Source organism: Brevundimonas staleyi, assembly GCF_041893865.1.
Taxonomy (GTDB): domain Bacteria; phylum Pseudomonadota; class Alphaproteobacteria; order Caulobacterales; family Caulobacteraceae; genus Brevundimonas; species Brevundimonas staleyi.
Map to the genome: position 1 here is coordinate 3,335,397 of NZ_CP169082.1, position 24,710 is coordinate 3,360,106.

Sequence of the window (24,710 nt, forward strand, 5' to 3'; positions counted from 1 at the left end):
GATGCCGGAAGTCTTCCGTCACAAGGGCTTCCGGTTTCACTTCTATTCCAACGAAGGCAATCCGCGCGAGCCTGTTCACATCCATGTCGAGAGTGGGGACGGCACGGCCAAGTTCTGGCTGAGGCCTGAGGTTCAGATCGCATCGGAAAGCGGCTATAGTCGCAAGACGCTGGCCGAGCTGACGTGGATCATCCGCAAGGAGCGCGACCGGATCGAGCGGAGATGGAATGAGCACTTCAGCGGCTAAGAAGGTCTGGTTCGACGACTACACCATGTGGGTCGATCTGGACGACGGTCGCACGCTCGGCGTACCGCTGGCGTGGTTCCCGCGTCTGCTGGACGCAACACCGGCTCAGAGAGAGGCCGTCCGCATCGGCTACGGCGGCGAGGGCCTTCACTGGGAAGAGATCGACGAGGACATTTCCGTCGCGGGCTTGATCGCGGGGCGGGGCGACATGACGCGCCGTCCCGCCACCGCCGCCTGAAGGCCGACCGGTCAGTCCGACTCGGAGATCAACAGGGTCGAGGAGGCGCTGCGGCCGCCGACCGCGCCGATCCAGATGTCGTAGGAGCCGCTGCGTGGGCGACTCCAGGTCAGGATGGGATTCAGGCCCTGGGCGTCGTCATTGCAGTACCAGCGGCCGTCCGGACCGTTGATGACCAGGCTGGTGTCGGCGCTGGAGACCACGCCGAAGCTGAGCGGGAAGGAGCCGGCGGTGTAGGTGAACCGGTAGTCCGGGGCGCTGGCGATCATGCCGACGCAGGCACCGCCCAGACGCGAGGCGTCGATCGGACCGCCCGAATAGATGCTGACGCGGATCGGGTCCGGGGTGAAGCCGGCCCGTGCGCGGGTGGAGCCCGACGACGGCGCGGCGTTGGGGTTCTGGGCGGCGGCGGCCGTGGCGACGAGGCCGGAAACGGCGACGGCGATAGCGGACGCGAGAAGGACGGTGCGCATGGGCTTGGCTCCCCTGATGGATCGCACGGTGCGAAGCGCCGACCGTGCGAGACAGCCCCCGCTGCCTTCGCATAACATGGCTCGCCGAAGCCCGACCTTTCAACCCTCCTGTTCCTGACCGTGTCGGTTTGTGTGCGAGAGACATTGTCACATCAGAGGACTATCGAGGCTGCTTAGCCGGAGTTCGCCATGTCCCTGTTTCTGTCCCGCCGCCTGCTTCTGACCGGACTGGGCGCCGGATCGGCCGCGCTTACCCTGCCGAAGGAAGGCCTGGCCCAGGCGGTGTTCGACGTGAACCCGTTCCAGCTGGGGGTGGCGGCGGGCGATCCCCTGCCCGACGGCTTCGTGATCTGGACGCGGATCGCGCCCCGGCCGATGGAGCCCGGCTACGGCATGCCGCGCCAGGCGATGGCGGTGACCTGGGAGGTGTCCGCGGACGCCGGGTTCGGGACCATCGTGCGATCCGGCGAAGCCATCGCGCGGCCGGAACTGGGCCACTCCGTCCACGTCGAGGTCGAGGGGCTGGAGCCCGGTCGCCCGTATTTCTATCGCTTCCGCGTCGGGTCGGAGCGGTCCGGCGTCGGGCGGGCCAAGACGGCGCCGGTCGCGGGCGCGCCCCTGGCTCAGGTCAAGTTCGGCGTGGCGGGCTGTCAGGCCTTCGAGAGCGGCTACTACACCGCCCATCGCAAGATGGCCGGCGAGGATCTGGACTTCGTCTTCTTCTACGGGGACTACATCTACGAGGGGCGCGGCAACCGCATCTATGGCGGGACCTCGACCCAGGAGAACCTGCGCGTCCATGACGGGGGCGAGGTCTATTCGGTGGACGACTATCGCCGCCGCTACGCCCAGTACACGATGGACGCCGACCTGCAGACGGCGCGCCAGTCGGCGGCCTGGTTCGTGGTCTGGGACGACCACGAGGTCGACAATAACTGGGTCTCGGACATCGATCAGGACGGGTCGCCGGCCGAGGTCTTCCTGCTGCGCCGGGCGGCGGCGATGCAGGCCTTCTACGAGCATATGCCGATGCGGCGTTCGGCCTTCCCGCGCGGGTCGTCGATGCAGCTGTATCGCCGGGCCAGCTATGGCGACCTGCTGGACGTGCACCTGCTCGACACGCGACAGTATCGCTCGGACCAGCCGTGCGGCGACCGGTTCAATGCGAACTGCTCGGACATCGATGCGCGCGAGGCCGAGATCCTCGGCGAGGCGCAGCAGGCCTGGCTGTTCGACGGGTTGAACACCTCGAAGGCGAAGTGGAACACCCTGGCGCAGCAGATCATGGTCATGGACCTGGATCGGAACCCGGGCGCGGACTACGGCGTGAACCCCGACAGCTGGGCCGGATACCGCGTGCCCCGCGCGCGCGTGCTGAACCATATCAAGCAGCGCCGCATCGACAATGTCGTGGTCCTGACGGGCGACGAACATCAGAACTATGCGGGCGAGCTCTATATCGACGAGCGCAATCCGGAGGGCGAACCGATCGCGGCGGAGTTCGTGGCCACCTCGATCAGTTCGGGCGGCGACGGGGTGGATCAACGGCCCGACATGGCGGCGATCCAGTCGGCCAATCCGATGTTGAAGTTCAACAACTCGCAGCGCGGCTATGTCGTCTGCGAGGTGACGCCCGACCGCTGGAAGACCGACTTCAAGGTGCTGGACCAGATCCACGACCGGACTGGCGTGCTGTCGACCCGCAAGTCGATGGTGGTCGAGGCGGGCAGCGCTCGGTTGCAGGACGCCTGATTTCCGGCCCGCGACATCGTGCGACGGTGCGCGGACGCAGTAAAAGGCGTGGATGTCCGGGTCGACCGCAGAGAGACCGCCCATGACCGCCCGCCGCCTCGCCCTTCTGGCCGCCCTGCCCCTGATGCTCGCCGCGTGCGACGGCGGCGGCGATCCGGTGCAGCAGGCGATGCGGGAGGCCTCGGCCAAGAACCAGGCGGCGGCCGTGGTCGAGGGGACGGTGTCGGGGCCTGAAGATCACTCGGCGCACACGGCCCCGGCCGGACCGACCGCCGGGGATCAGGCCTTCGCGGCCTCGGAGGCCGAGATGCACCGGCTGATGGCGGCGGCGTCCGGCGAGACGGTGGACCAGGCCTATATCGCCAAGATGATCGCCCACCATCAGGGCGCGGTGGCCATGGCCGAAGTGGCCCTGCGCGACAGCCGCGATCCGGAGGTGCGGCGGATGGCTCAGGCCGTCATCGATACGCAGACGCGGGAGATCGCCGAGATGCGGGCCTGGGCGCCCGCAGCCGGCGAATAGAGTTCAGCGCGCGTCTGGTGTAGGGTTCTCGCTGGAGGAACGCCGGATGCAGTTGGAAGTCGAGCGCGAAGAAGACGGCCGCTGGATCGCGGAGGCCCCCACCCTGTCCGGCGTAATGGCCTATGGCGCGACGCGCGAGGAGGCCGTGGCGAAGGTCGAGGCGCTGGTGCTCAGGGTGCTGGCCGATCGGCTTGAGAATGGCGAACGCGCGCCGGAGGTTGAACGGCTGTTCGCGGCGTGAGCGTCTGGCCGTCGGTCAAGGCGCGCCGACTGCTCGCGGCGCTGAACGCCATCGGCTGGGTTGAGGCGCGTCGGGTCGGTTCCCACCGCGTGCTGAAGCGGTCCGGATGGGAAGACGTGGTCTTCGCCTTTCATGACGGCGACGAGGTCGGCCCGCGCATGCTGGCGCGTATGGCGAAGCACACGGGGCTGACGCCGGAGGATCTCTAGTCACGCCCCGTCGAGGAAAGCCCTGAGGGCCGCCCGGTCGCCGGCGAACAGGCGGTCGGTCAGAGCCTGGATCTCGCCGTCGACATAGGTCCGGCGGTCGATCGCGGGGTGATAGCGCTGGCGGCCGTCGTCGCGTTCGGAGCAGACGGCGCCCTTTCGCATCAGGCGGCCGAGCAAGGTCTTGATGGTGGCGTCGCCCCAGGCGTTGTCGGCCTTCACCGCCTCGATCAGGGAGGCGAAGGAGAGCGGGCCGTGACGCCACAGGGCGGCCAGGATGGCGCTCTCCGCCTCGGTGACGGCGATGCGCGTCACCCTCAGGCCCGGAGGACGGCGCGGTCGACGCGGGCCTCGACGATCCAGTGGCAGATGACGCCGACCACGCCGACGATCAGCCCCATGACGACGAGGAACATGGCCTCGGCCAGGCCGGGCGCGAGGACGTTGATCGGCTGATCGCCGAACTTCGCGAGCGCAACGAACATCATCAGGCCGTTGAAGGCCGCGCCGAGCAGACCGAGCAACGGGGCGCCGAGACGCAGGGCCGAGAGATAGGCCGAGCCGCCGGTCAGGTGGCTGCCCGAGGCGACCTTCTTCGCCGTCACGGCGACGGCGGCGAGTGCGGCGACGATCAGGGCGACGACGATGATCTGAACAGGCAGGGCGGCGTCGAGGAAGATGGTGGCGGGGGTCAGGGCAGGCATGAGCGGCTCCTTGGACTACGTTTGTAGACCAAGACGATTACACGCGTAATCTTATCCGTCAACAGCCCCGCTTCGAGCGGCCTCAGACCTGCGGGATATGCTGGCTGAGACGGCCGCCGACGCGGATGGGTTCGACGCGGACGGCGAGGCCGGTCTTGTCGTCGGTCTCGACATAGACGCCGCAGACGGTGGCGGGGCCGGATGCGGGATTGTAGCGGCCGCCCGAGACGCGGGTGGTGAAGCGGCGGAGCGGCTCCTCCTTCTCGTTGCCGATGACGCTGTCATAGTCGCAGCAGCCGCCGGCGTCGGTCTGGTAGGCCGTGCCGCCGGGCAGGATCTGGCAGTCGGCGGTCGGGACGTGGGTGTGGGTGCCGACCACGAGGGAGGCGCGACCGTCGCAGAAATGGCCCATGGCCATCTTCTCGGAGGTGGCCTCTGCGTGCATGTCGACGATGACGGCGTCGGCGACATGGCCCAGGGGGGCGGCGTTCAGCTCGCGGTCCACGGCGCCGAAGGGGTCGTCCTGGGGGTCCATGTGGACGCGGCCCAGCACGTTCATGACCAGAACGGTGCGGCCCGAATGGGTCTCGAACAGGTTGGCGCCGGCGCCGGGCGCGTCCATCAGCCGGGGATAGTTGGCCGGGCGGATGAGGCGCGGCTCGCGCACGATATAGGTCAGGGCCTCGCGCTGGTCCCAGGAGTGGTTGCCCAGCGTCAGGCAGTCGGCGCCGGCCATAAACAGCTCCTTGGCCGTGTTCTCGGTGATGCCGAAGCCGCCGGCGGCGTTCTCCGCGTTCACCACCACGAAGTCGAGGTTCAGCACCCGCTTGAGGCCGGGCAGATGATCGCTGAGGCCGTCGCGACCGGACTTGCCGATCACATCGCCGAAGAAGGCAAGACGCATGGGGAGTTAGACCTTTCGGGCGGCGGTATAGCCCGTCTCGGTCAACACGCCATGCATGTCTTCGTCATGATCCTCGACGGGCAGTCGTTCGACCTGCTGGCCGGCATAGGCGACGCCGATGAAGGCGACCCGTCCGTCCATGGCGTCCACGGTGCGATCGTAGTAGCCGCCGCCCAGCCCCAGTCGCCCTCCATGCGCGTCAAAAGCCAGCAGGGGGCAGAGGATCATGTTCGGCCTGACCTCGGCGGCGTCGGCCAGGGGCGCGGGCGATCCGACCAGATCGGGGCTCAGGACCTGCCCCGGCGTCCATGCGCGAAAGATCAGCGGCGCGTCCCGCTCGATCACCACCGGCAGGCAAAGGTCGCAGGACAGCGCGATCAACGCCCTCGCCAACGGCCCCGTGTCGATCTCCGCGCCGCGAGGTTGGTAAATCGCGACCTTCAGCCGGCGTCCCTTGGCCGTGTCCTCGGCCCATCGGCCGTCGGTCGCCCATTCCTTGTCCAGCAGGGCCTCGGTATGCGCTGCCAGTCGCATCGAGGCGTCGGGCGACAGCTCCGCAAGCCTGCGCCGAACAGCACGGGCCTCCGCGCGCAGGACTGTCTTGTCCGGGAGGGTCAGATCCAGGGCCGGGCGTTCTTGTCGTAGGTCAGGATGACCACGGCGAGGAAGAGGGCGACATTGGCCAGCATCACGGCCCAGACCCAGGCCACGTCCCGCAGGAGCGTGCCCGTCAGAAGCATGGCCAGGATGAAGACGCCGGTCGCGGCCCAGCCTTCCCAGCTGGCGGGCGATGCGCCCCAACCGATCCGCTTCGGTCCGAACCAGCCACGCTTGAGGATCATCAGGGCTCCAGACGAAAGCCGGCGCTCAAGTAGCGAGCCGCCGCGCGGCGAGCGATAGCGCCCAAAAAGAGAGAAGGTGGCGGCGCCGTGAAGAGCCGTGAAGGACGGTTTGAATCCTCTCGAGCCTGGGTAGCCAGGTGGGCTCCGCATACCCAACCCCACGAGGTCGGACAGGGGCAGATCCCTTCGAGTGAATTAAGGCCGCGAGGATATGTTGCCTTCGACGAGAGCCACAGCATGACCCGCCGTCGGACAAGATAGTCGTTCACCGGGGGCGGAACAATGGCCGGGGATCAAGTCTCCTCCCCGTCCGAAGGATGGGGAGGTGGCTCGGAGCGAAGCGGAGAGACGGAGGGGTTCTTTTCTGCGTGCGCGAAGAACCCCTCCGTCAGCTCGCGAAGAGGCTCGCTGCCACCTCCCCATCGCTACGCGACGGGGAGGAGACGTCGATCAAAGTGATTGAGCGATCTTCTCGATCCGGGCGGCGACGGCGTTGAGGGCTTCGGCGACGCCGGCGTCGGAGGCGGGGGCCGATCCGGCGGCGGGCGTGGGTCCGGCGTTCATGCGGACTTCGTGCAGTTCGTCGGCCAGGACCAGGGCGGCCATCAGGAACAGGCGGATGTCGCCGACGTGGCCGACGTCGCCGGCGACCTGGCGCACATGGACGTCGAACTGTTTGGCGAGGATGCGGACTCGCTCCTCCTGGCCGTCGGCGCAGCCCACGGCATAGGGGCGTCCGTTGATCTCGACAGTGACGGTGGCCATCAGTTGTCGTCCCTGGCGAGGATGTCGCGCACGGCCATGGCGGCGGCGGCCAGGGCGGCGGAGGCGTCGCGACCGGCGGCCTCCAGCTCGGCGATGCGGCGCTGGGCGTCGGCGTCGGACGGCGTCGGGGTGGCGAACAGGTCGTCGTCGGCGATGCCGGGGGCGGAGGCGGGGCGCGCCTTCAGGTCCAGCACCTTGCGTTCCAGCAGGGCCAGGGCCTTGTCGATCCGATCTCGCGCGGCTGTCGTGGCGTCGGCCATCGTTTCCTCCAGATTTCGTATAGAACCCGCCGTGACGCCGGGGTAAAGCGGCGCGCCTCCCTTTTCCGCCTCCAGACGAAAGGTCCGCCCGTGGCCAAAGCCTCCGACGCACCCGAAAAAGCGACCCCGCAGATGATGGCCGACGCCATCCGCGTTCTGGCGATGGACGGGGTCGAAAAGGCCGCCAGCGGCCACCCGGGCATGCCGATGGGCATGGCGGACGTGGCGACGGTGCTGTTCTCCAAATTCCTGAAGTTCGACGCGAGCCGCCCCGACTGGGCCGACCGCGACCGCTTCATCCTGTCGGCCGGCCACGGCTCGATGCTGATCTACGCCCTGCTGCACCTGACAGGCTACAAGGCCGCGACGTCGGAGCAGCTGTCGAACTTCCGCCAGTGGGGGTCGAAGACGGCGGGTCACCCCGAGTACGGCCATATGCCCGGCGTGGAGACGACGACGGGTCCGCTGGGTCAGGGCCTGGCCAACTCCATCGGCTTCGCCATGGCCGAGCGGCATCTGGCGGCCAAGTACGGTGCTGACCTCGTCGATCACCGGACCTGGGTCATCGCGGGCGACGGCTGCCTGATGGAGGGTGTCTCTCAGGAGGCCATCGCCCTGGCCGGCCGCTACAGGCTGAACAAGCTGACGGTCCTTTGGGACGACAATGACATCACCATCGACGGCAAGGTCAGCCTGTCGGATGCGGTCGATCAGAAGGCGCGCTTCAAGGCCTCGGGCTGGGCGGTGAAGGCCGTCGACGGCCACGACATGAAGGCGATCAAGTCGGCGCTGCAGTGGGCGACCCGTCAGGACAAGCCGACCCTGATCGCGTGCAAGACCAAGATCGGCAAGGGCGCCGCCACCATGGAAGGCAGCCACAAGACCCACGGCGCGGCCTTGGGCGCCGCCGAGGTCGCCGCCACCCGTCTGGGTCTGGCCTGGAACCACGAACCGTTCGTGGTGCCGGACAACATCGACAAGGCCTGGAAGAAGGTCGGCAAGCGCGGATCGAAGGACCGCAAGGCGTGGGAGGCCCGTCTGGCCGCATCGTCGCAAGGCCACGACTTCACCCGCGCCATGAAGGGCGACCTGCCGGAGAGCGCGTTCGACGCCCTGAACGCCGGGATCGCCCAGCTGGTCGAGGACAAGCCGGCCCAGGCGACGCGTCAGGCTTCGGGCGCCGCGCTGGAGACCCTGTTCGGCGCCGTGCCGGAGATGGTGGGCGGCTCGGCCGACCTGACCGGATCGAACAACACCTTCGTCAAGGGCACGCCGATCTTCGACGCGCCCACCTATGAGGGGCGCTACGTCAACTGGGGCATCCGCGAGTTCGGCATGGCGGCGGCCATGACGGGCATGGCGCTGCACGGCGGGATCATCCCCTACGGCGGCACCTTCATGGTGTTCTCGGACTACAGCCGCAACGCCATCCGCATGGCGGCCCTGATGGGCATTCGCGTGATCCACGTCCTGACCCACGACTCCATCGGTCTGGGCGAAGACGGCCCGACGCACCAGCCGGTCGAGCATCTGGCGTCCTTGCGCGCCATTCCGAACCTGATGGTGTTCCGCCCGGCCGATACGGTCGAGGCGTTCGAATGCTGGCAACTGGCCCTGCAGCACAAGGCGACGCCGTCGGCCATGGCCCTGTCGCGCCAGAAGACGGCGGCGGTGCGGGTGACCGCTTCGGACGAGAACCTGTCGGCCAGGGGCGCTTATGAGCTGCGCGCCGCTTCGGCTGAGGCCAAGGTCACCCTGTTCGCCACGGGCACCGAGGTGCCGCTGGCGCTGAAGGCGGCCGAGACGCTGGAGGCCGACGGGTCGCCGACGCGGGTCGTGTCGGTTCCGTGCTTCGAGCTGTTCGAGCAACAGGACGCCGCCTATCAGGCCAAGGTCATCGGCCGAGGCACGGTGCGCGTCGCCTGCGAGGCCGCGATCAAGCAGGGCTGGGAGCGGTTCATCGGCGAGGACGGCGCCTTCATCGGCATGACCGGCTTCGGCGCCTCGGCCCCGGCGGACGTGCTGTACCGCGAGTTCGGCATCACGGCGGACGCCATCGTGGCGGCGGCGAAAGCGCGCCTCTGATGCCTCGGCTGGGCGCGGTCAGTTTGCTGGTCCGCGACTATGACGAGGCCATCGCCTTCTATGTCGACAAGCTGGGGTTCGAGCTCAGCGAGGATACCGACATGGGCGGCGGCAAGCGATGGGTGCGGGTCACGCCGAAAGGCGGCGAGACCTCCATCCTGCTCGCCCGCGCGACGACGGAGGCGCAACGGGCGCAGGTCGGCAATCAGGCGGGCGGACGGATCTGGCTGTTTCTGGAGACCGACGACCTGTTGCGCGACCATGCCGCCTGGCTGGCGGCCGGGGTCAGGTTCCGCGAGCAGCCCCGGTCCGAATCCTATGGCAGGGTGGTCGTCTTCGAGGATCTGTACGGCAACGGCTGGGATCTGATCGAACCGACGCGCTGAGGGGGCGGCAGAGATGAAGACGATCACAAGCGTGGCCATCGCGGGCCTGATGCTGGGGCTGGCGGCCTGTAATCCGGTCACGGACCCGACCAAGGGCGACGCCGCGGAAGCCTCGGCCGTGACCTTCGCGGCCCAGCCCGATCTGGCGGACGGCGTCGGCGCCCTGCCCCGCCTGGTCGGCGAGGGCGCCGCCATCGAGAGGATCAACGCCGACCTCGCCCGGATCGACGGCGCGGTCATGGGCAACGCCTGCGAGACCGGCGGCGGCATCGAGCGCGGCGTGACCCAGCCGATGACCGGGCCGGGCTATGTCAGCTTCTGGATCGCCGAGAGCTGGTACTGCGAGGGCGCGGCCCACCCGAGCTTCGACCAGACCGGCCTGACCTATGATCTGGCGACCGGCGAGCGGGTGGACTGGGTCGCCGCGGCGCCGGGCCTGCAGCTGGTGCGCGGCGATGCCACCGACAGGCCGGCGACCTATGTCCCGTCCCTGTCGTCGAGCGTCCTGACCACCTGGTACAGCCGCAAGATGCTGGCCTCGACGGACGCGGAACATCTCGGCGACTGCGGCGACGTCTGGACGGCCGAGTCGATGGGCGACACCAGTTTCAAACTGCTGCTGGATGCCGAAGAGGGCGGCCTGTCCGTCCAGCCCGAGTTCGCCCACGTCGTCCAGGCCTGCGCCGACCGCGTGACCATGACGCCCGAAGAGATGCAGTCGAACGGCGTCTCGGCCGCCATGATAGAGGCGGTGACCGCCGCCCATGCGGCCGGGAACTGGGCGCCGAAGGACGGGGCGGAACCGGCGGCGTGATGATCGGACGGACGCTCGCAATCATCGTCGGCCTCTGCGTTCTGGGCGTCTCGCCTGTACGGGCGCAGGAGCCTGTGGCGGCGACGCCCATCGTGATCGGCCAGTCCTATGCCCTGCCCTCCTCCGTCATGGGCGGGACGCGGGAGATCAACGTCTGGCTGCCGCCCGGTTATGCCGAGGGGACGGCGACCTATCCGGTTCTCTATGTGCTGGACGGCGGGCAGGCGCAGGACTTCCACCATATCTCGGGTCTGGCCCAGCTGGGGACCATCGTCGGCACGACGCGGGACGTGATCGTGGTCGGCGTGGCCTCGGTGGATCGGCGGAACGAGCTGGCCCTGCCGACCGAAGACCCCGAGCTGATCGCCCGGTATCCGACCCAGGGGCAGTCCGAGCGATTCCGGCGTTTCCTGCTGGAGGAGGTCCAGCCCTTCGTGGAGGGGCGGTTCCGCACCAGCGGGGAGACGGTGTTGATGGGCGAGTCTCTGGCGGGTCTGTTTGTCGTGGAGACCTTCCTGAAGGAGCCCCAGATGTTCGACGCCTATGTGGCGGTCAGCCCCAGCCTGTGGTGGGACGGCGGGCGGCTGGCGCGACAGGCGGGGGCGCATCTGCGGGACCATTCCAACGACCCGCGCCGGCTGATCCTGACGCTGGGCGACGAAGGCCCGGAGATGCAGGCGCCGATGGATGTGCTGACCCAGAACCTGCGCGACTTCGCCATGCCGGGCGTGACCTGGGATTTCACGCCGAGGCCTGCGGAAAGCCACGCGACCATCTATCATGGGGCGGCGCTCGACGCGTTCCGCAGCCTCTACGCCCTCCCCTCGAACTGACTGGATCTCCCATGCGTCTCGGCACCCCTCTTTCGATGACCGCCACCCGCGTCATGCTCCTGGGCGGCGGGGAGTTGGGCAAGGAGGTGGCGATCGAGCTGCAGCGGCTGGGCGTCGAGGTGGTGGTCGTGGACCGCTACGCCAATGCGCCGGCCATGCAGGTGGCGCACCGCAGCCACGTCATCCCGATGACCGATCCGCAGATCCTGAACGGCGTCATCCTGGCCGAGGGGCCGGACATCATCGTGCCCGAGATCGAGGCCATCGCCACCGAGATCCTGGCCCAGATCGAGGCGGCGGGGATGGCGCGGGTCATTCCGACGGCGCGGGCGACCCAGCTGACCATGAACCGCGAGGGCATCCGCCGGTTGGCGGCCGAGGAGCTGGGTCTGCCGACCAGTCCCTACGCCTTCGCCGGATCGGCCGAGGAACTGGCGGCGGCGGCGCACGAGATCGGCCTGCCTGTGTTCGTGAAGCCGGTCATGTCGTCGTCGGGCAAGGGACAGTCCTTCATCGACGCCATCGAGGACGCCGCCAACGCCTGGGCCTATGCGCAGTCGTCGGGCCGGGTGGAGACGGCGCGGATCATCGTCGAGGGGCGGATCGACTTCGATTTCGAGATCACCCTGCTGACCGTGCGGTCGATGAAGGACGGGGCGGTCGTGACCGACTTCTGCGCCCCGATCGGCCATCGTCAGGTCAAGGGCGACTATGTCGAGAGCTGGCAACCGCAGGCGATGAGCGCGGCGGCCCTGGCCCGTTCGCAGGAGATCGCGGGCAAGGTGACGGAGGCCCTGGGGGGCCTCGGCGTCTTCGGCGTCGAGCTGTTCGTGAAGGGGGACGAGGTCTGGTTCTCGGAGGTGTCGCCGCGTCCACACGATACGGGTCTTGTGACCCTGGCGACCCAGACGCTGAGCGAGTTCGCCCTGCATGCGCGGGCGATTCTGGGCCTGCCGGTCGATGTCAGCCAGCGCGAGGTCGGGGCCAGCGCGGTGATCTATGGCGGGATGGACGCCGAGGGCATCGCCTTCGAGGGCGTGGACGAGGCGTTGTCCGTGCCTACGGCGGACCTGAGGCTGTTCGGGAAGCCGGAAGCGTTCGAGCGGCGACGGATGGGGGTGGCGCTGGCGCGGGGTGAGACGACGGACCTGGCGCGCGAGCGGGCCCGAGAAGCGGCGGGGCGCGTGAGGCCGGTGAAGGGCTGAATTCCCTTCTCCCCTTGCGGGAGAAGGTGGCCGAAGCGCAGCGGAGGTCGGATGAGGGGGACCGTAGATGTCACCGATAGGCGTCTGCTCGCCTCATCTCGTCTGCGTCTTCGTACCCCTCATCCGTCAGCCTTCGGCTGCCACCTTCTCCCGCAAGGGGAGAAGGGTTTTGGAGGACCGCTTCCACAGCCGCTTCGATCATGGCGTCGTGGCCTCGGCGGAGCTCGTCGGCGCGGAAGTGGACTTCGTGGTCGGGGACGACGCCGACGCCTTCCAGGGTGCGGCCGGCGCCGGAGCGGAAGCTGCGGACGCCGATGCTGAGTTCGCCGCCGTCCGGCAGGTTCAGCTGACGCGAGGCGACCACCGCCCCCATGGAGGTCGCGCCGAAGACGAGGCCCCGGCCGGTCTCCTGGAAGGTGGCGGCGAAGACCTCGGCGCCGCTGGCCGAGGCGTCGCCGATGACGACCGCGACCGGGCCGGTCCAGGGTCGGCGCGCGGGCTTGGCCCGGATCGGGAAGCGCGGCAGGAAGCCGTACTCGACATAGGCGTAGGGCTGGCGCTCCGTGTAGAAATGGCCGAGCGCGCGGCCGACGTCGGTGATCAGGCCGCCGCGATTGTCGCGGAAATCCAGCACGATGCCCTTGGGCGGATCGGCGACGGCCAGATCCATCTGCTCGTCGAACCAGCGCCGGGTCGCCTCGCCGAAATAGTCGAAGGACAGGATCAGGACGCCGTCCGGCCGGCGGATCGCGCGGCCGACATAGGGCGGCAGCGGCCCCTGACGGATGGCGAGTTCGTGGCGGACATCCTGACTGTCGACGAAGACGACGAGCTGGTCCTCCCGCTCCCGGTTCATCCGGCTTTCGCGCGTGGCCGGTTCGCCGTTCAGGCTTTCGACCACCCAACCGCGCTGGACGCCCGCCAGATCGGCGGGACCGCCCCCGCGGATCGAGGTGACGATGAGTTGGTCGTCGATCAGCCGCATGCCGAAGCCGAGGTTGATGGTGGGCTCGCGCCGGCCCCGCACCATCTCGGCGTGGCGGGTCGGCGTCACCGCATTGGTGTGGCGGTCGCCGAGCAGGTCCAAGGTCTCGTTGAGGGCGCGGTAGAAGCCCCGCTCGGTCGGCTGGGCCAGGGCCTCGTCGCGGCGCGCGGCGGTCTCGCCCGGCCAGTCCACCCCGCCGAAGTCGCGCTTGTAGAAACGGCGCGAGACCCAGTCGACGGCGGAATCGTAGACGCGGGTGTTGAGGGCCAGACGCTCGGGCGAGCCGTCCTCGACCTCGACGACGGTCGGCATGCGCCGCTCGTCGTCGCTGTAGGGCAGGAAGGTCTGGCAGCCGCCGAGGAACAGGGTCGCGGCCGCGATCAGTCCAAGGCGGCGGAGCGACGTCATCCGGTCAGCGGGCCTGAGCGGCGTCGCGGGTGCGGGCGACCTCGGCCAGGGCGGCGATGGCGGCGTCCAGCGCCGGGTCGAGGCCGGCGCGACGCTCCTCGGCCGTGCGGACGACGACGATGTCCGGCTCCACGCCGCGTTTCTCCAGCCGCACGCCGCCGGCGGTGATGTAGTCGGCGCGGCTGAGGGTCAGGCGGCCTCCGTCCGGCAGCGGGCTGTCCTGTGAGATCAGGACGGCGCCGGCGGTGTGTTCGCCGACGACCAGGGCGCGGCCGGATTCCTGAAGCGCGGCGGGGGTCAGTTCGGCGGCGCTGCGGCTCGATCCGTCGACCAGAAGGGCGACGTCATTGGGAACCGGGGCGCTGAGACTGCCGCAACCGGGCATGACCGACAGGGTCATGGGCCGGCCGTTCCGCGACACGCGGGTGGCCCACTGCTGGTGCGCCGGCAGGAAGCAGGACAGGGCCGCGTCGGCCTCCAGCAAGAGGCCGCCGGGATTGCCGCGCAGGTCCAGAATGACGTCGGTGTCGGGCGAGACCTCCGACAGGCGCTGGCCCAGCCAGCGGCCGAGACCGGCCTCGAAACCCTCGACCCGCAGGACGACCACGCCGGGACGGGAAGCGTCGACGCTGAAGGCGGGAACCGGGTCCATGACGCGAGGCACGACCGCGACGCGCTGCAGGGCGCCGGTCTCGTCGGTCAGGGCCAGATGGAGCGCCCGCCCCTCCTCCACATCGAAGTCGACGCCCCATTCGCGGCCGTCGACGCTCTGGAGCACCCAGCCGGGCTGGAGGCCGGCTTCGGCGGCCGGAGAGCCGGCGCGGACGGAATCGATCCGCCACTGGTCGCCGTCCTGACGTGCGAGGGAGACGCCCATGACGGCGCGACGGGTGCGAAGCTGGTCCTGACGCCGGGCGACGGCGGGCGAGATGGCGCCGGCATGGTCGTCGTCCAGCAGATCCAGCATGCCGCTGATCGCGCGATAAAGGGCGTGGTCGTCGGGGGCCGCGACGGCGCGGGGCCGCCAGGTGTCGCGCGCCGCGTTCCAGTCAAGGCCGCGCAGGCCGGGGTCGTAATACTGGCGGCGGACGGTGTTCCAGACGGTGTCGAAGACGCGGGCGTTCATCCGGGCCCGCTCGCGCGACTGCGCCTCCACGGCGACCTGTGCTTGGGCAAGGGCCGGCGGAGACGCGAACGCCGTCCCCGACAGGAGGACGGCGCCGGCGATCAGGGAAAAGAAGGCGCGGCGAGCGGGGAGGACCATCCCAATCAGCCTAGACCGGCTGTCCGCCACGCCTCAAGTCACGAAAATGAGGCTCAGTCGGCGGGCGGCGGCGTGGGACGGCCCTCGCCCTCATCCAGGAAGCCGTCGTTGTCGGCGTCCATGCGCTGGAAGGCTTCGATCATCGGGGCCAGGAACTCTTCCTGGGAAACCTTGCCGTCGCCGTTCTTGTCCATGTCGACCGAGCCGTTGGGGCCGAAGCGGCGGACGAAGATCTGATGCCCGCCCGGACCGCCGGAGGGCGGGCCGCCGTCCGGGCCGATGCGCGAGGTGAAGATTTGGACCGGGCCGCCCTCGCCGCCGCCGTGGAAGATCATCGGCATGCCGGGGCCGCCCGGTCCGCCGTCGCGGGTGATGATGCGGACGTCGTGCTCGCCCGGTCCGCCGGGGCCGCCTGGACCTCCGAACATCATCACGCGACGACCGGGACCGCCCGGGCCCGGACCAGCGGCCAGTTCCTCGGCCGACAGCTTTCCGTCGCCGTTCTTGTCGAGGCGATCGAAGGCGTTGTTCATCGGGGCCGTGAACTCCTCGCGCGTCACCTCGCCGTCGCCGTCGGCGTCGAGACGGCCGGGGCCTTCGCCATCGGCGGTGACGATGCGGATTTCCGAGCGGCTCTCGACGCGGGGGGCGGCCCGATCCTGCGGTGCGGCGCCGTTCAGGGCGGCCAGAAGGGCGACGGCGATGATGGACATGAAGACGGTTCCTCTGAACTTCGGATGCGCCCTTGGACCATCGTGGGCTTTCACGGGTATTTCAGGCGGCGGAGCAATTGTTTCAGCCGTGAAATGACGCGGCCGGGTTCTGGAGGCATGAAGTCGGGCATGAGCGATCCCTCCCCTCGCATCCTCGTCGTCGACGACGACCCCGGCATCCGCGAAGTCCTGTGCGACTATCTGGGCCAGCACGGCTATGTCGCGCGCGGCGCGGCCTCGGCGGCCGAGATGGACCGGGCCCTGTCCGAGGCGCCCACCGACCTGATCGTGCTGGACCTGATGATGCCGGGCGAGGACGGGCTGTCGGTCGTGCGACGGCTGTCGGGGACGCCGCCGGTCGTGATGCTGTCGGCCATGGGCGAGGACACCGACCGGATCGTGGGGCTGGAGCTGGGGGCCGACGACTATCTGGCCAAGCCGTGCAATCCGCGCGAACTGCTGGCCCGGATCCGGGCGGTGCTGCGTCGCCCGCGCGAGGATGAGGCGCCGTCGGGCGCCGCCCTGATGTTCGACGGCTGGCGGCTGGATCTGGTGCGCCGCGAACTGGCCCAGCCGGGCGGAGAGATCGTGACTCTGTCGGCCGGGGAGTTCGGCCTGTTGCGCGCCTTCGCCGAGCGGCCGGGCCGGGTCCTGACCCGCGACCAGCTGCTGGAGGCCGCGCGGGGCTCGGAGGCCGACGTCTTCGACCGCGCCATGGACGTGCAGATCAGCCGCCTGAGAAAGAAGCTGGACGACGGGTCGGGGCGTGAGTTGATCGCAACCATCCGGGGCGAGGGCTATCGCTTCGACGCCCGCGTGCGGCGCGCGGACCGGGTCGGCGCCCGCGCATGAGCCGTTCGCCGTTCGGCTCCATGTCGGTCCTGATGCAGGTCGCCCTGCTGGCCGTGTTCGCCGTCGTGGCGTCGCAGGCCGTGGTGTTCGCCATCGTCCTGACCGCGCCGCCGCCGCGCCCGGCGGGGTTCAGCATCGCCGCCGCCGCCGACGCCCTGAACGGCCGGCCCGCCGAGACGGCGGACGGGCGGGCGCTGAAACGTCGGCTGTCGAACGGGCCGCCGCAGACCGATCGCCCGGCCGGACCGGTCGAGCGCGCCATCGCCGGAGGCCTGGCCCAGCGTCTGGGACGGGCGCCGCAGGATGTGCGGGTCTGGTTGCCGCGCCGCGAGGCGGGCGGACCGGCTCTGGCGGGGTTCGAGGCGCGACGGGTCCCGGACGGCGGGCCGCCCGCCCCCTCGACCATCATCGCCGAGAGCAGCCAGAGCTTCGTCATCAGCCAGCGCAGCGCGGGCGATGTGCCCGATGCGGCGCGGGAAGCGGCGATGCGGCAGCTGGGGGAGATCCTGGCCCGGCGCGGCGTGGCGGCCGGCGCCGCCCCCGCCGAGGGCGACGACGTCCGCATCATCACGGCGGGCGGGAACGGCGATCGCCAACCCCGCTTCGCCATCACGGCCGACCGCCTGACCTTCGCCCCCTTCTCGGCCTCGGTGCGGATGGCCGACGGGCGCTGGGCGACGGTGGAGCCGCCGCGCGGGTGGATCGATCCGTGGCAGACGCGGCTCCTGATCGCGCTAGGGATCACCGGGCTTCTGCTGGCGCCCCTGGTCTGGTTCATGGCGCGGCGGCTCACCCGGCCGATCCGGCAGTTCGCCGAGGCCGCCGAGCGGCTGGGCGCCGATCCGGACGCCGAGCCGCTGACGCCGTCCGGCCCGACGGAGGTGCGGACCGCCATCGCCGCCTTCAACGACATGCAGGCCTCGATCCGGGGCCATATGCGCCAGCGGACCCAGACCATCGCCGCCATCGCCCACGACCTGAGGACGCCGCTGACGCGCCTCAGGTTCCGGGCGGAACAGGCGCCCCACGCCCTGCGGGACAAGATGGCGTCGGACGTGGAAGAGATGGACGGGCTGATCGGCCAGGCCATGGCCTTCGTGCGGGGCGAGGTGCAGGCCGAGCGGCGCGAGCGGCTGGACCTGTCTCGACTGGCCGCCGACTGCGCGGCCGGCTTCGCCGAGACCGGGGCGGCGGTGACCTTCGCCGGCGGCAAGTCCCTGCCGGTCGAGGGCGATCCGGCGGCCCTGCGCCGCGCCGTCGCCAACCTGATCGACAACGCCGTGAAGTACGGCGACGCGGCGCGGGTCGAGGCCGTCCGGTCCGGCGACCAGGCCGTGGTGACCGTGTCCGATGACGGCCCCGGCCTGCCGGAGGACGAGTTGGAGATCGCCTTCGAACCCTTCCAGCGCGGCGAACGCTCCCGCAACCGTCAGACCGGCGGGGCGGGTCTCGGTCTGGCCGTGGCGCGTCAGGCGGCGCGGGCGGCGGGCGGCGACGTGACCCTGACCAACCGACCGGACGGCGGACTGACCGCGACGCTGAGCCTGCCGCTGATCTAGGGCGGGGTCGGTCGGGAGGCGACGACTTGGCGCAATCTCAAAGACCCAGTTCGGCCCGCGCCTTTTTCGTCAGCTTTTCCGCGATGATCCGGTGGGCGATGGCGAAATGCTCCGCCAGCTCCTCGTCGTCCCAGGCGTCGGGATCGGGCAGATTGACCCACTTCGCCCGCGCCAGATAGGGCGCCGGCCGTGCCTTTCCGGTTTCGGTCAGGATCTCGTAGGCGATCTCGGACACCTTGAAGGACACGCTGCCTTCGCCCCCGACCATGACGAACATCTTGCCGCCGACCTTGTAGCAGTCGTGGTCGTCCCCGAACGGATGATCCAGAGTGGTCCCGGGCAGGGACAGGCAGACTTTTCCAATCCCCGCCCGGTCCATGGTTCAGGCGCCCACGCCGACGCCGATGGGGCAGATCACGCCCGTCCCGCCGATGCCGCAGTAGCCTTCGGGGTTCTTGGCCAGATAGCCCTGGTGATAGCCCTCGGCGAAATAGAAGGGTCCGGCCGGGGTGATCTCGGTGGTGATCTGGCCCATGCCCGCCTTGGACAGCGCGGCCTGATAGGCGTCACGCGACGCCTCGGCCTCGGCCTTCTGCTCGTCATTCAGATAGTAGATGGCAGACCGATAGGTGGAGCCGATGTCGTTGCCCTGACGCATCCCTTGCGTCGGGTCGTGACCCTCCCAGAAGGTCTTCAAGAGTTCGGCGTAGGAGATCTCAGCCGGATTGAACACGACCTGGACCACCTCGGTCTGGCCGGTCAGTCCGGTGCAGGTCTCTTCATAGGTGGGGTTCGGCGTGATGCCGCCGGAATAGCCCACGGCCGTCACCCAGACGCCCGGCAGCTGCCAGAATTTCCGCTCCACGCCCCAGAAGCAGCCCATGCCGAAGACGGCCGTCTGGAACCCTTCCGGATGCGGCCCTTTCAGCGGCCGGCCGTTGACGAAATGCACCTCGTCGGTCGGCAACGGCGTGTCGCGGCCCGGCAGGGCGGTGGCGGCGGTCGGCAGGGTGGTCTTCTGGCTCAGCATCGAAGCGATCCGTGAAAGAATGAACATGGCCGCTCATATGGGAAGCACGGACGGATTTGACCAGCGCGGCGCTTGCCCGAAGCGCCCGGCTGTTCTATCAGCCTCGCCTCCCCGGGCGACCTCCCGGGCGCTGGGCCTCGTGGTTCAACGGACAGGTGGCGGAGTGGTCGATCGCGCACGCTTGGAAAGCGTGTGTAGGTGAAAGCCTACCGAGGGTTCGAATCCCTCTCTGTCCGCCACCCACCCCCGACAATTTGTCTCCCGGCGCATTGCCTAGCCCACGAGCGAGCGGTGTGGGCGTCAGCGCCCCACAAACCCCTGCGAGCCGTCGTCCAAAGCGCCCTGGATGCCGGCCTCTCGCGGCCAAAGCCGCCGGCCGTCTCCGTTCGGTCTGAGCTCGGTGCAGTTTGCCTGATCTCCTGTTATTTCGACTTTTTGTGAGGCCGTCGGCGGAGGGCAAATCTCCCGGGAATGCCCACGGGGCGGGCATTCTAGCGCCGCAGTCTCGCGCCGAGCCGCAAACTTAACAGGGCTGTATCAGGCTTGTATTAGGCGACTAGCACGCCGGTAACAGGGCGGGAGTCAGGTCGAGAACAGGTCACTAGCAGCCATTATCAGGTGCCGCGTCAGAGGAAGGCGCGCCGTTGGTCGTCCCAGTCGGTCGGGATCGGCTCATGCAGAAGCCGGGCAAGTGTCACCCTCGGTGACTGGCTGCCGTTCAGAATGGCGCGCTGCACATCGGGAGCCAAGAAAGCCAACCGCACCAGCTTGCGCTCATACGCGCTGGTGCTTGGTACTTTGGCGGACGCGCATACTGACCCATCATGGGCAGACCAGCCCATGGCTTTAGCTAGACGATGCGATTGCTGAAGAGCGCGGATCAAAGTGGGGTCACGCCTCCCATCCACATGCCCTTCTTCTTCGACATGGCGATCTTATCCCGGATGCGCTCACCGGTGACCTCCCGCTCGAATTGCGCAAAGGACATGGTCGCAACCGGACCAACGTCTGGGACTACGCGTCTGTGAACACGGGCGGCTCTCGGGCGGCTGAGCTACACCTGCATCCGACGGTCAAACCTGTCGCAATGGTGGCGGACGCCATCAAAGACGTGACGCGGCGCAACGAGCTGGTGCTGGACGCCTTTCTCGGCTCCGGCACGACCCTGATCGCGGCGGAGCGGGTCGGTCGGCGCTGCCGTGGCGTCGAGATCGACCCGACCTACGTGGATGTAGCGATCCAGCGTTGGGAAGCCATGACAGGCCTGACAGCTGAACTTGAACTTTCGTCGAATGCAATTGAACAGGATGCCGCGGAATGAGCCGAAAGACTGGCAACGGGTCGACGTCCTCAACTGAGCGTAGCGAGAGCGTCGCCGGCAAACCTCTTGAGCCCGCAGAAGCGGCAATGATTGCGAGCCGTGCCGAACGCATTGCACGCACTCGGACCCCCGACGGCCGCTTCAGGGACGGGGTGTCGGGGAACCCCTCTGGTCGACCGCGATCCAAGCACCAGCGGGCGATCTCGAGCCGGCAGTATCGCCGGGATGTTCTCATGGTCACTGAAGAGCTCATCCCCGCGAAGACTGCAACGGGGGTCAAGCACCTGCCGTTCCACGTGGTGAATCTGCTCTCTATCCGGGCCAAAGCGAGCCAGGGTCACGCAGCCTCGCAGCGCTACCTCGATAAGCTTCACCGCGAAGCGGTCGAGGCTCACGAAGAGGCCAACCCGCGACTAACGAGAGTGCTCGAGAGCCGTGAAGCCGAAGTGGTCAATAAGAGCGCGGCTGGCTTGCAGGGTTGGGAATGGCGGGATCTAAACCTGTTCAGGAAATGGTCCTGGCGCGTCTGACGACCTTGAGAGCCCCCGATCAGCCCGCCAGGATCTTGGATTTCATTTCCTGAACTCGGCATCGCTGATCGCGCCGGCGTCGAACAGAGCCTTGGCCTGCTGGATGTCGTCCATCATGCGGTTGGAGGTCGGGGCCTGTGGTTGAGCGTGCACAGTCACGCCGCCCGCCGCAGCCCGGACCTCCTCCATGGCTCGAACGACCACGTCCTATACGACGCCAGGTTCGTTCACTCCCCTACAAAAGCGGCACACGCTCTATGACGATTTCCTCAGACCCTTGAGGATATCAGACCAGACCGCGGTGAACGCGACGCTGGCGCTCAGGCAGATGACATATGACGCCTCGGGTCGGGTTCGATGCGCCGCTACCCGCATGAACCCCTCTCAGTTTGGTGCCTTGCCGGCTTCGGCCTGTGATGCCTCGACGCAGGGCGATTTCGGGCCGGATCGGATCACGCGCTATGGCTATGATGGGGCAAATCGCCTGATCAGCACGACAACTGGCATCGGACGCCCGGTCTCCGAGCAGATCGTCGAGAGCCTCACGTACACCCTATCCGGCCAGATCGAGACGCTGACCGACGGAAATGGCAATCTCTCGACCTTAGAGTACGACGGCTTCGATCGCCTCAGCAGCCTCCGCTATCCCAACGCGTCCGGGGGCGGCAGCTCGACAACGGATCGGGAAAACTACTCCTACGACAACAACGGCAACGCCACTGGCTTCACCAGCCGGGCGGGCCAGACCTTCACGACGACCTACGACGCGCTCAACCGTCCTATTGCCCTCAGTGGCACGACGACGACGCCCGCCTATACTTACACCTACGATCAGCTCGGTCGTCAGCTGACCGCATCGAAACCCGGTGACGTGACCCCCGTTTCTCATCCAGCCATAACGAGAGTCCTTTGGTGATCTGAACTGGGGTTGGTGGGGTTGGCAAGAGGCCGGTCAGCGCAGCCTCCAACCAGCGCAGCGGACCGGCCGATCTTTCCGCTGAGCGCATCTGCGTAGGCCTGCGGCGTCAGCCAGCCGAGCTTCGAGTGCGGCCGGGTTTCGTTGTAGTCGCGCCGCCAGGTTTCGAGCACCGCACGGGCGTGCGGCAGGGATCGGAACAGCGTCTCGTTCAGCAGCTCGTCACGCAGACGGCCGTTGAAGCTCTCGTTGAAGCCGTTCTGCTGAGGCTTGCCCGGCGCGATGTAGTGCCAGCCCACACCGGCGTCGTCGGCCCAGGCCAGGATGGCGTTGGACGTGTATTCCGTGCCGTTGTCGCTGATGATCGTCTCGGGTCGCCCGCGTCGCAGGATGATGGCGTCCAACTCGCGCGCCACCCGTCGCCCTGACAGCGAGGTGTCGGCGACGAGCCCGAGGCACTCGCGGGTGCAGTTGTCGATCACCGTCAGGATGCGGAAGCGCCGCCCGTCCGTCATCTGGTCGGACACGAAGTCCAGCGACCAGCGCTGGTTTGCGACCAGAGGAATCTCCAGCGGCCGCCTTGTGCCCATCGCGCGTTTGCGCCCGCCGCGCCGACGCACCGTCAGCTTCTCCTCGCGGTAGATCCGCTGGACACGCTTCTTGTTGACCGCATGGCCCTCGCGCCGGAGCATCACGTGCAGACGTCGATAGCCGAACCGCCGACGCTCCTGGGCCAGGGCCTTCAGCCGATCGCGCAGGGCGCCGTCGTCCGGTCGCGTCGCCTGATAGCGCACGCTCGTCCGGTCCACGCCCAGCACCCGGCAGGCCCGCCGTTCGCTCATCCCGTAAGCCGACTGCAGGTGCGCCGCCGCCGCTCGATGCGCAGCGGGCGTCACCACTTTTTTCCCAGCAGATCCTTCAGCGCGACGTTGTCCAGCATCGAGTCCGCCAGCATCCGCTTCAGCTTGGCGTTCTCCTCTTCCAGCGCCTTCAGCCGCCGGGCCTCCGACACGTCCATGCCGCCATACTTGGCCTTCCATTTGTAGAAGGTCGGCGAGCTCAGCCCGTGCTTCCTGCACAGATCCGCCACCGGAACACCGGCCTCCTGCTCGCGCAGGATCCCGATGATCTGCTCTTCCGTAAACCGTGATCGCTTCATTCTGTCCGTCCTTTCGAGGGGCGGACTCTAGCTATTCGTGGAGGAGTTTCAGGGGGTCACGTCATCCGAACTTGATGGTCCAGCACCGGATCGTCTCGTAGCTGACCTCAATGCCGCGGGCGGCCATAAGCTCCTCAACATCGCGAAGGCTCAGACTGAAGCGGAAGTAGAGCCACACTGCATGCTGGATCAACGCCGCAGGAAAGCGGTGGCGCTTGAAGGACAGCGGCTTCATGAAAGCTATCTCCGATCAGACCCTTAGTCGGACTGAAGTGGAGATAAGTTGGCGTTAGACTGACAGCACCGCCACAGCCCGCTCTCCTATTTCCCACCCCTGCGGCATCGCCGGTAGATCGACGCCAGTCCCGTCGCCATCCGGGTCTGGTCCCAGGCGGACAGGTCGCGCGCCCGGGCGGCGGCGGCCATGCGGGCGGCCAGGGCGGGGTCGGTCAGCACCTGGACGATCGGATCGGCCATGTCGTCCAGCCGGTCGATGTCCGTCAGATAGCCGCCTTCGCCGTCCGCCAGCACCGCCTCGATGCCGGGCAGGCGGGTGGAGACGACCGGCCGTCCGCCCAGCACATACTGGATGACCGCGCGCGGCAGACCCTCCCGCTCCGAGGCGAAGACGCAGAGGTCCGCGCTGGCGATCCAGCGGGCCACTTCGTCCGTGAAGCCGATGAAGTGGACGGCCTGCCCGAGGCCCAGGGCCTCGACGCGGGCGCGCAGGCGCGGTTCGTCGCAGCCTTCGCCCAGCAGGGCCAGTCGCGCCTCCGGGACCCGTGTCCGGACGGCCGCCAGCACCTCCAGAAACGCGTACTGTCGTTTGCGGGGCTCCAGGGCAGCGGTCAGGATCATCAGGGGCGCGGAGGCGGGCGTCCCCGGCAGTCGCGCCCGGCGCTCGTCGGGCGAGAACGGTCTCGCCTCGCGGAACCGCTTCACGTCCATCCCGCTGGGCGCCACGAAATGCTGCTCCGGCCGGCCCACGCCGTGCCGGACGCCCAGTTCGCGCAGGGCCTCACTGACGTTGACGAAGGCATGGGTGATGGGGGCCAGCATCCGTTCCAGGCCCAGATAGACGGCGCGCTTCCACGCGGACACGTTGTGGTAGGGCAGGATGTGGACCCCGTGGATCACGGTCGGAGACCTGGCCGCCCATGCCGCCATCCTTCCGACGACACCCGCTTTGGATGTATGGGTGTGAACGACATCCGGCGCGAGCTTCCGCAAGATGACAACCATAGATAGTAGAGAGATCAGGTCGTCCAGAGGGCGGATGGTGCGCCCCATGGATGGAACGCAATGGACGATGACCCTGCGATCCAGCTGCATCAGCATGTCCGTGCTGAATTCTCCGCCGTGGATCAGATGAATATGGTCGCCTGAAACGGCTTGAGCATTACACGTAAAAAGTGTGTTCTCGTCCGCGCCGCCCCTGATGAAGCGCGTGATGACATGAACGATCTTCATGCGTGTCTCCAGCGAGTATTCTCGC

Annotated in this window: 32 protein-coding genes, 1 tRNA gene and 1 pseudogene; 17 read left to right on the top strand and 17 right to left on the bottom strand. The window is 68.4% G+C overall.

The window, feature by feature from the left end; all coding sequences use genetic code 11:
• Nucleotide 1 precedes the first annotated feature (1 nt).
• Complete coding sequence (locus ACETK8_RS16880; RefSeq protein WP_374036980.1) at nt 2-247, top strand: DUF4160 domain-containing protein; 246 nt, start codon at nt 2-4, stop codon at nt 245-247.
• Entirely contained in the window at nt 228-485 is a 258-nt protein-coding gene (locus ACETK8_RS16885; RefSeq protein WP_374036981.1) for a DUF2442 domain-containing protein, read from the top strand. The genes ACETK8_RS16880 and ACETK8_RS16885 overlap by 20 nt, the downstream gene beginning before the upstream one ends.
• An 11-nt stretch (nt 486-496) precedes the next feature.
• Here the strand turns inward: ACETK8_RS16885 and ACETK8_RS16890 are convergent, their stop codons facing one another.
• Nucleotides 497-958: a peptidase S1 gene (locus ACETK8_RS16890; protein ID WP_374036982.1), complete on the bottom strand. Its 462-nt coding sequence runs from the start codon at nt 956-958 to the stop codon at nt 497-499.
• A 189-nt stretch (nt 959-1,147) separates the two neighbouring features.
• On the opposite strand from ACETK8_RS16890, the gene ACETK8_RS16895 reads away from it, so the two are divergent.
• The 4 genes from ACETK8_RS16895 (at nt 1,148) to ACETK8_RS16910 (ending at nt 3,683) form a co-directional block, all read left to right on the top strand.
• Nucleotides 1,148-2,710, top strand: coding sequence for an alkaline phosphatase D family protein (locus ACETK8_RS16895; protein ID WP_374036983.1), 1,563 nt, complete (start codon nt 1,148-1,150; stop codon nt 2,708-2,710).
• 82 nt (nt 2,711-2,792) lie between these two features.
• Nucleotides 2,793-3,233 carry a DUF305 domain-containing protein gene (locus tag ACETK8_RS16900; RefSeq protein WP_374036984.1) on the top strand — a complete coding sequence of 147 codons (441 nt, stop codon included), beginning with the start codon at nt 2,793-2,795 and terminating at the stop codon, nt 3,231-3,233.
• A 46-nt stretch (nt 3,234-3,279) separates the two neighbouring features.
• Nucleotides 3,280-3,474 (top strand): type II toxin-antitoxin system HicB family antitoxin, encoded by a 195-nt coding sequence (locus tag ACETK8_RS16905; protein ID WP_374036985.1) that lies wholly within the window; start codon nt 3,280-3,282, stop codon nt 3,472-3,474.
• A complete protein-coding gene (locus ACETK8_RS16910) occupies nt 3,471-3,683 on the top strand; it encodes a type II toxin-antitoxin system HicA family toxin (protein WP_374036986.1) in 213 nt (70 codons plus the stop codon). The genes ACETK8_RS16905 and ACETK8_RS16910 overlap by 4 nt, the downstream gene beginning before the upstream one ends.
• Here ACETK8_RS16910 and ACETK8_RS16915 read toward each other — a convergent pair whose 3' ends face one another.
• From ACETK8_RS16915 to ACETK8_RS16945, 7 genes are all read right to left on the bottom strand, one after another.
• Nucleotides 3,684-3,995 carry a BlaI/MecI/CopY family transcriptional regulator gene (locus ACETK8_RS16915; protein ID WP_374036987.1) on the bottom strand — a complete coding sequence of 104 codons (312 nt, stop codon included), beginning with the start codon at nt 3,993-3,995 and terminating at the stop codon, nt 3,684-3,686.
• Between the two features lie 2 nt (nt 3,996-3,997).
• Nucleotides 3,998-4,384 carry a MotA/TolQ/ExbB proton channel family protein gene (locus ACETK8_RS16920; protein ID WP_374036988.1) on the bottom strand — a complete coding sequence of 129 codons (387 nt, stop codon included), beginning with the start codon at nt 4,382-4,384 and terminating at the stop codon, nt 3,998-4,000.
• A gap of 82 nt (nt 4,385-4,466) precedes the next feature.
• On the bottom strand, nt 4,467-5,288 hold the full coding sequence (locus tag ACETK8_RS16925) for a TIGR00282 family metallophosphoesterase (RefSeq protein WP_374036989.1): 822 nt from the start codon (nt 5,286-5,288) through the stop codon (nt 4,467-4,469).
• A 6-nt stretch (nt 5,289-5,294) separates the two neighbouring features.
• On the bottom strand, nt 5,295-5,822 hold the full coding sequence (locus tag ACETK8_RS16930) for a 5-formyltetrahydrofolate cyclo-ligase (protein WP_374036990.1): 528 nt from the start codon (nt 5,820-5,822) through the stop codon (nt 5,295-5,297).
• A gap of 80 nt (nt 5,823-5,902) precedes the next feature.
• Complete coding sequence (locus tag ACETK8_RS16935; RefSeq protein ID WP_374036991.1) at nt 5,903-6,130, bottom strand: hypothetical protein; 228 nt, start codon at nt 6,128-6,130, stop codon at nt 5,903-5,905.
• Nucleotides 6,131-6,580: 450 nt separating this feature from the next.
• A complete protein-coding gene (locus tag ACETK8_RS16940; RefSeq protein WP_374036992.1) occupies nt 6,581-6,895 on the bottom strand; it encodes a cell division protein ZapA in 315 nt (104 codons plus the stop codon).
• Nucleotides 6,895-7,155 (bottom strand): hypothetical protein, encoded by a 261-nt coding sequence (locus ACETK8_RS16945; protein WP_374036993.1) that lies wholly within the window; start codon nt 7,153-7,155, stop codon nt 6,895-6,897. The genes ACETK8_RS16940 and ACETK8_RS16945 overlap by 1 nt, the downstream gene beginning before the upstream one ends.
• A 135-nt stretch (nt 7,156-7,290) precedes the next feature.
• Between ACETK8_RS16945 and tkt the strand changes: the two genes are divergently transcribed.
• The 5 genes from tkt to purT are packed head-to-tail and all read left to right on the top strand — an operon-like array spanning nt 7,291 to nt 12,478.
• On the top strand, nt 7,291-9,240 hold the full coding sequence (gene tkt, locus ACETK8_RS16950) for a transketolase (protein WP_374039426.1): 1,950 nt from the start codon (nt 7,291-7,293) through the stop codon (nt 9,238-9,240).
• On the top strand, nt 9,240-9,626 hold the full coding sequence (locus ACETK8_RS16955) for a VOC family protein (protein ID WP_374036994.1): 387 nt from the start codon (nt 9,240-9,242) through the stop codon (nt 9,624-9,626). Before tkt ends, ACETK8_RS16955 begins: the two co-directional genes overlap by 1 nt.
• A gap of 13 nt (nt 9,627-9,639) precedes the next feature.
• Complete coding sequence (locus tag ACETK8_RS16960) at nt 9,640-10,440, top strand: hypothetical protein (protein WP_374036995.1); 801 nt, start codon at nt 9,640-9,642, stop codon at nt 10,438-10,440.
• Nucleotides 10,440-11,273 carry an alpha/beta hydrolase gene (locus ACETK8_RS16965; protein ID WP_374039427.1) on the top strand — a complete coding sequence of 278 codons (834 nt, stop codon included), beginning with the start codon at nt 10,440-10,442 and terminating at the stop codon, nt 11,271-11,273. The genes ACETK8_RS16960 and ACETK8_RS16965 overlap by 1 nt, the downstream gene beginning before the upstream one ends.
• Before the next feature lie 11 nt (nt 11,274-11,284).
• Nucleotides 11,285-12,478: a formate-dependent phosphoribosylglycinamide formyltransferase gene (purT, locus tag ACETK8_RS16970; protein WP_374036996.1), complete on the top strand. Its 1,194-nt coding sequence runs from the start codon at nt 11,285-11,287 to the stop codon at nt 12,476-12,478.
• 70 nt (nt 12,479-12,548) lie between these two features.
• On the opposite strand, the gene ACETK8_RS16975 is transcribed toward purT, so the two are convergent.
• Genes ACETK8_RS16975 through ACETK8_RS16985 form a run of 3 tightly spaced genes read right to left on the bottom strand, consistent with a single transcriptional unit; the run spans nt 12,549 to nt 15,848 of the window.
• Entirely contained in the window at nt 12,549-13,871 is a 1,323-nt protein-coding gene (locus tag ACETK8_RS16975; protein ID WP_374036997.1) for a S41 family peptidase, read from the bottom strand.
• A 4-nt stretch (nt 13,872-13,875) separates the two neighbouring features.
• The gene (locus tag ACETK8_RS16980; RefSeq protein WP_374036998.1) at nt 13,876-15,135 is read right to left on the bottom strand and encodes a S41 family peptidase; all 1,260 of its coding nucleotides are present in this window, start codon (nt 15,133-15,135) and stop codon (nt 13,876-13,878) included.
• A 53-nt stretch (nt 15,136-15,188) separates the two neighbouring features.
• On the bottom strand, nt 15,189-15,848 hold the full coding sequence (locus ACETK8_RS16985; RefSeq protein WP_374036999.1) for a hypothetical protein: 660 nt from the start codon (nt 15,846-15,848) through the stop codon (nt 15,189-15,191).
• 129 nt (nt 15,849-15,977) lie between these two features.
• Here ACETK8_RS16985 and ACETK8_RS16990 point away from each other — a divergent pair, with 129 nt between their 5' ends.
• Both ACETK8_RS16990 and ACETK8_RS16995 read left to right on the top strand, forming a co-directional pair.
• Nucleotides 15,978-16,700 carry a response regulator gene (locus ACETK8_RS16990; protein WP_374037000.1) on the top strand — a complete coding sequence of 241 codons (723 nt, stop codon included), beginning with the start codon at nt 15,978-15,980 and terminating at the stop codon, nt 16,698-16,700.
• Nucleotides 16,697-18,259: an ATP-binding protein gene (locus ACETK8_RS16995; protein WP_374037001.1), complete on the top strand. Its 1,563-nt coding sequence runs from the start codon at nt 16,697-16,699 to the stop codon at nt 18,257-18,259. The genes ACETK8_RS16990 and ACETK8_RS16995 overlap by 4 nt, the downstream gene beginning before the upstream one ends.
• Nucleotides 18,260-18,296: 37 nt before the next feature.
• On the opposite strand, the gene ACETK8_RS17000 is transcribed toward ACETK8_RS16995, so the two are convergent.
• Entirely contained in the window at nt 18,297-18,638 is a 342-nt protein-coding gene (locus tag ACETK8_RS17000; RefSeq protein WP_374037002.1) for an MmcQ/YjbR family DNA-binding protein, read from the bottom strand.
• A gap of 3 nt (nt 18,639-18,641) precedes the next feature.
• On the bottom strand, nt 18,642-19,289 hold the full coding sequence (gene msrA / locus ACETK8_RS17005) for a peptide-methionine (S)-S-oxide reductase MsrA (RefSeq protein WP_374039428.1): 648 nt from the start codon (nt 19,287-19,289) through the stop codon (nt 18,642-18,644).
• Nucleotides 19,290-19,438: 149 nt separating this feature from the next.
• Between msrA and ACETK8_RS17010 the strand changes: the two genes are divergently transcribed.
• The 3 genes from ACETK8_RS17010 to ACETK8_RS17020 all read left to right on the top strand — a co-directional run bounded on the left by ACETK8_RS17010 (nt 19,439) and on the right by ACETK8_RS17020 (nt 21,140).
• A tRNA-Ser gene (locus ACETK8_RS17010) sits at nt 19,439-19,528 on the top strand.
• Nucleotides 19,529-20,313: 785 nt separating this feature from the next.
• The gene (locus ACETK8_RS17015) at nt 20,314-20,610 is read left to right on the top strand and encodes a DNA-methyltransferase (protein ID WP_374037003.1); all 297 of its coding nucleotides are present in this window, start codon (nt 20,314-20,316) and stop codon (nt 20,608-20,610) included.
• An 86-nt stretch (nt 20,611-20,696) separates the two neighbouring features.
• On the top strand, nt 20,697-21,140 hold the full coding sequence (locus ACETK8_RS17020; protein ID WP_374039429.1) for a DUF5681 domain-containing protein: 444 nt from the start codon (nt 20,697-20,699) through the stop codon (nt 21,138-21,140).
• A gap of 42 nt (nt 21,141-21,182) precedes the next feature.
• On the opposite strand, the gene ACETK8_RS17025 is transcribed toward ACETK8_RS17020, so the two are convergent.
• A complete protein-coding gene (locus ACETK8_RS17025; protein ID WP_374037004.1) occupies nt 21,183-21,299 on the bottom strand; it encodes an SHOCT domain-containing protein in 117 nt (38 codons plus the stop codon).
• Between the two features lie 28 nt (nt 21,300-21,327).
• On the opposite strand from ACETK8_RS17025, the gene ACETK8_RS17030 reads away from it, so the two are divergent.
• Complete coding sequence (locus ACETK8_RS17030; protein WP_374037005.1) at nt 21,328-22,056, top strand: hypothetical protein; 729 nt, start codon at nt 21,328-21,330, stop codon at nt 22,054-22,056.
• Here the strand turns inward: ACETK8_RS17030 and ACETK8_RS17035 are convergent.
• The 3 genes and pseudogenes from ACETK8_RS17035 to ACETK8_RS17045 form a co-directional block, all read right to left on the bottom strand.
• Nucleotides 22,026-23,215, bottom strand: a protein-coding gene (locus ACETK8_RS17035) for an IS3 family transposase (protein ID WP_249341170.1) whose coding sequence is annotated in 2 segments (ribosomal slippage) — nt 22,026-22,963 and nt 22,963-23,215 — 1,191 coding nt in all. Because the reading frame shifts where the segments join, the coding sequence is not laid out codon by codon here. The genes ACETK8_RS17030 and ACETK8_RS17035 overlap by 31 nt on opposite strands.
• A gap of 64 nt (nt 23,216-23,279) precedes the next feature.
• Nucleotides 23,280-23,450: pseudogene (locus tag ACETK8_RS17040) on the bottom strand (IS6 family transposase); the annotation flags it as partial.
• 86 nt (nt 23,451-23,536) lie between these two features.
• Entirely contained in the window at nt 23,537-24,685 is a 1,149-nt protein-coding gene (locus tag ACETK8_RS17045; RefSeq protein WP_374037006.1) for a glycosyltransferase, read from the bottom strand.
• Nucleotides 24,686-24,710 lie beyond the last annotated feature (25 nt).

Coding starts and splice junctions, on each gene's coding strand:
- ACETK8_RS16880 (WP_374036980.1), top strand. CDS start 2: ATGCCGGAAGTCTTCCGTCACAAGGGCTTCCGGTTTCACTTCTATTCC.
- ACETK8_RS16885 (WP_374036981.1), top strand. CDS start 228: ATGAGCACTTCAGCGGCTAAGAAGGTCTGGTTCGACGACTACACCATG.
- ACETK8_RS16890 (WP_374036982.1), bottom strand. CDS start 958: ATGCGCACCGTCCTTCTCGCGTCCGCTATCGCCGTCGCCGTTTCCGGC.
- ACETK8_RS16895 (WP_374036983.1), top strand. CDS start 1,148: ATGTCCCTGTTTCTGTCCCGCCGCCTGCTTCTGACCGGACTGGGCGCC.
- ACETK8_RS16900 (WP_374036984.1), top strand. CDS start 2,793: ATGACCGCCCGCCGCCTCGCCCTTCTGGCCGCCCTGCCCCTGATGCTC.
- ACETK8_RS16905 (WP_374036985.1), top strand. CDS start 3,280: ATGCAGTTGGAAGTCGAGCGCGAAGAAGACGGCCGCTGGATCGCGGAG.
- ACETK8_RS16920 (WP_374036988.1), bottom strand. CDS start 4,384: ATGCCTGCCCTGACCCCCGCCACCATCTTCCTCGACGCCGCCCTGCCT.
- ACETK8_RS16925 (WP_374036989.1), bottom strand. CDS start 5,288: ATGCGTCTTGCCTTCTTCGGCGATGTGATCGGCAAGTCCGGTCGCGAC.
- ACETK8_RS16930 (WP_374036990.1), bottom strand. CDS start 5,822: ATGCGACTGGCAGCGCATACCGAGGCCCTGCTGGACAAGGAATGGGCG.
- ACETK8_RS16935 (WP_374036991.1), bottom strand. CDS start 6,130: ATGATCCTCAAGCGTGGCTGGTTCGGACCGAAGCGGATCGGTTGGGGC.
- ACETK8_RS16940 (WP_374036992.1), bottom strand. CDS start 6,895: ATGGCCACCGTCACTGTCGAGATCAACGGACGCCCCTATGCCGTGGGC.
- ACETK8_RS16945 (WP_374036993.1), bottom strand. CDS start 7,155: ATGGCCGACGCCACGACAGCCGCGCGAGATCGGATCGACAAGGCCCTG.
- tkt (WP_374039426.1), top strand. CDS start 7,291: ATGGCCGACGCCATCCGCGTTCTGGCGATGGACGGGGTCGAAAAGGCC.
- ACETK8_RS16955 (WP_374036994.1), top strand. CDS start 9,240: ATGCCTCGGCTGGGCGCGGTCAGTTTGCTGGTCCGCGACTATGACGAG.
- ACETK8_RS16960 (WP_374036995.1), top strand. CDS start 9,640: ATGAAGACGATCACAAGCGTGGCCATCGCGGGCCTGATGCTGGGGCTG.
- ACETK8_RS16965 (WP_374039427.1), top strand. CDS start 10,440: ATGATCGGACGGACGCTCGCAATCATCGTCGGCCTCTGCGTTCTGGGC.
- purT (WP_374036996.1), top strand. CDS start 11,285: ATGCGTCTCGGCACCCCTCTTTCGATGACCGCCACCCGCGTCATGCTC.
- ACETK8_RS16975 (WP_374036997.1), bottom strand. CDS start 13,871: ATGACGTCGCTCCGCCGCCTTGGACTGATCGCGGCCGCGACCCTGTTC.
- ACETK8_RS16980 (WP_374036998.1), bottom strand. CDS start 15,135: ATGGTCCTCCCCGCTCGCCGCGCCTTCTTTTCCCTGATCGCCGGCGCC.
- ACETK8_RS16985 (WP_374036999.1), bottom strand. CDS start 15,848: ATGTCCATCATCGCCGTCGCCCTTCTGGCCGCCCTGAACGGCGCCGCA.
- ACETK8_RS16990 (WP_374037000.1), top strand. CDS start 15,978: ATGAGCGATCCCTCCCCTCGCATCCTCGTCGTCGACGACGACCCCGGC.
- ACETK8_RS16995 (WP_374037001.1), top strand. CDS start 16,697: ATGAGCCGTTCGCCGTTCGGCTCCATGTCGGTCCTGATGCAGGTCGCC.
- ACETK8_RS17000 (WP_374037002.1), bottom strand. CDS start 18,638: ATGGACCGGGCGGGGATTGGAAAAGTCTGCCTGTCCCTGCCCGGGACC.
- msrA (WP_374039428.1), bottom strand. CDS start 19,289: ATGCTGAGCCAGAAGACCACCCTGCCGACCGCCGCCACCGCCCTGCCG.
- ACETK8_RS17020 (WP_374039429.1), top strand. CDS start 20,697: ATGATTGCGAGCCGTGCCGAACGCATTGCACGCACTCGGACCCCCGAC.
- ACETK8_RS17030 (WP_374037005.1), top strand. CDS start 21,328: ATGGCTCGAACGACCACGTCCTATACGACGCCAGGTTCGTTCACTCCC.
- ACETK8_RS17045 (WP_374037006.1), bottom strand. CDS start 24,685: ATGAAGATCGTTCATGTCATCACGCGCTTCATCAGGGGCGGCGCGGAC.